The sequence below is a fragment of the Mesorhizobium sp. M7A.F.Ca.US.011.01.1.1 genome (genome assembly GCF_003998295.1).
Lineage (GTDB): Bacteria > Pseudomonadota > Alphaproteobacteria > Rhizobiales > Rhizobiaceae > Mesorhizobium.
Genome location: NZ_RZRT01000146.1, coordinates 1 through 2311 on the forward strand (window position 1 = coordinate 1; position 2311 = coordinate 2311).

Consider the following 2311-nt stretch of genomic DNA (forward strand, 5'->3'; position numbering starts at 1 on the left):
CAGGCGGCACAGGTCGAAATCGCGCCCGACGGTCAGATCATCCCGGTCCCCGGCGCCGACAGTGATCCCAACAAGGCATTCCTGGCGCAGTCTGAGGCAAGTTCTTCCGGCATCGTCAAAGCCAGGGCGTTCCGACGTACCGACGCGTTGATCCCCGAAGGAACGATCATTCGCGGCTATTTGGAAACCGCGATCAACACCGACCTTCCCGGCGCCGTGCGCGCAGTCGTGCGTGAGGATATCTTCTCGCTCGACGGCAGGCGGATCCTCATTCCGAAGGGCTCGCGCCTGACCGGGGAATACCGCTCGGGGCTTGCGCGCGGTCAAAAGCGTGTTTTCATCGTCTGGAGCAGGGTCATCCGCTCGGACGGCATTTCCGTCGATATCAAGTCGCCTGGGGCAGACGCGCTCGGCCGCGGTGGCATGGGCGGCCGTGTCGATACACACTGGCTTGAACGCTACGGCAACGCGATCATGCTTTCCGTCGTTGGCGGTGTCTCTGAATATCTGTCCTCGCTTTCCGATAGCAGCCAGAATGGACAACAGCGCCAGGTGTCGACGATCGATCCCGTGACCGGTGAGACCACGACCATAACTTATGGTGGCAATGGCTCGCAGCGCGACGCGCGTAGCATCGCCTTCGATAAGTCATCGACCGCCCTGCAGCAACTCGCGCAGGAGGCGTTTCGCGACACGCAGAACATTGGCCCGACGGTCTACGTCGACCAAGGCACATCGATTGTCGTGCTGGTGCGGCGAGATCTCGATTTCTCGGACTTGTACGCCGATCCCGTCCAGGAAGAAGTTGCACGCCTGAAGGCAGGCGGGCGGCCGAAGACGGCGATCGATCCGACGCCTCTCTACGGCACGCCGAAGGATCATTTCTATCCCGGCTATGGGAGCCCGGTGAAATGAATGCCGTGCATCCCCTCCCCGACCCATGGGCGAGAGCCCCGGTCCTGCGCGCTCATCTGGAGCCGATATGGCCCTATTTGAACGAAGATGCGGTTTCCGAGATTGCGATCAACAGGCCAGGTGAATTGTTCATCGAACGCCTCGGCGCGAAGGAAATGGAGCATGTTGTCAAGCGCGAGGTCACGCCCGGCTGGATTAGGCATATCTCGACGGGCGTTGCCTCGGCGACAAATCAGGTCATCAACCAAGAAAAACCCATCCTGTCGGCCGCTCTACCTTCGGGTGAGCGCATCCAATGCATCTTGCCGCCCGCGGCTCCTGAAGGCGGGGCGATCTCGATCCGCAAGCAGGTCATCATGGATATGAGCCTTGCTGCCTACAAGGATCTCGGCGCATTCGAGAACACTGCGATGGGCAGCGGCCTGGCGCTTTCGACCGAGGAAAAGCGGCTTGTTGAAATGCTGCACGACACGTCGCCGATGGAGTTCCTGCAGTATGCGGTGCGCAACCGCGTCTCGATCGTCGTTTCAGGCGGCACGTCGACCGGGAAGACGACGTTCCTGAATGCACTCCTGAAGGAGATCCCGGCTCATGAACGGATCATCACGATCGAAGATACCCGAGAACTGAGGCTGCCGGCTCCCAACAACGTCACCCTGATAGCCTCGAAGGGCGACCAGGGGCTTGCCAAGGTCTCCGCGCAACAGCTGCTTGAGGCCTCCCTTCGCATGCGACCCGACCGTCTGCTATTGGGCGAGTTGCGCGGCGCTGAAACCTTCGCGTTCCTCCAGGCGATCAACACCGGCCACCCGGGTTCGCTTACCACCGTTCATGCCAATTCCGCCCGGTCCGCCTACGAACGGCTCGCACTGATGGTCATGCAGGGCAGCTCGGGGCTCTCACGAGGCGAAATTCTCGACTATCTGCGCGAAGTCATTCCGGTGGTCGTCCAGATGGTCCGCACCGAAGGCGGACGGCGCGGCATTAGCGAGATCAAGTTCACCAAGGCCGAGACGATCTAGCGGGGCTTATCCATGCAGAAGGTCGCAACAGCAATTTTCATGATGCTTATGGCGCTTGCACTGGGCGCACTGCTGTTTACGGTGGCCTATGCCGCGACTGATTGGTATCGGACTGGCGCCCACGTCCTGTTCGACCAGCTGAACGCCAATCCCTGGCCGGTCGTTCGTCAGGCCTGGGCGGACACGATGGCGAGGAATTTTGGCCGGATACAATCCGCCGTTGCGGCAGGAGCATTGGGGTTTCTCTTGCCACTGGTCAGCTTGTTTCTCATGCGTCCCAGAAAGCGCAATGACTCTCGCTTCATGACCATGAGCGACGTATCAAAAACCGGCCTGACAAAAACTGGCGGCGTCTTCGTCGGTCGAGCCGGCGG

The 2311-nt window shown here is 60.7% G+C and carries 3 protein-coding genes; all 3 read left to right on the plus strand.

Going from position 1 to position 2311, the window contains the following annotated elements; genetic code table 11:
• Nucleotides 1-915, plus strand: a 915-nt coding sequence (virB10, locus tag EOA13_RS36830) for a type IV secretion system protein VirB10 (protein WP_164780603.1), incomplete at its 5' end; no start/stop codon positions are given.
• Nucleotides 912-1937, plus strand: coding sequence for a P-type DNA transfer ATPase VirB11 (gene virB11 / locus EOA13_RS36835; RefSeq protein WP_127298012.1), 1026 nt, complete (start codon nucleotides 912-914; stop codon nucleotides 1935-1937). The genes virB10 and virB11, both read left to right, overlap by 4 nt.
• Nucleotides 1938-1949: 12 nt before the next feature.
• The coding region (locus EOA13_RS36840; RefSeq protein WP_164780605.1) for a hypothetical protein at nucleotides 1950-2311 on the plus strand (362 nt) is incomplete at its 3' end.

What these genes read in the sequence shown, in the direction of transcription:
- virB11 (WP_127298012.1), top strand. Translation starts at nt 912, where the DNA reads ATGAATGCCGTGCATCCCCTCCCCGACCCATGGGCGAGAGCCCCGGTC.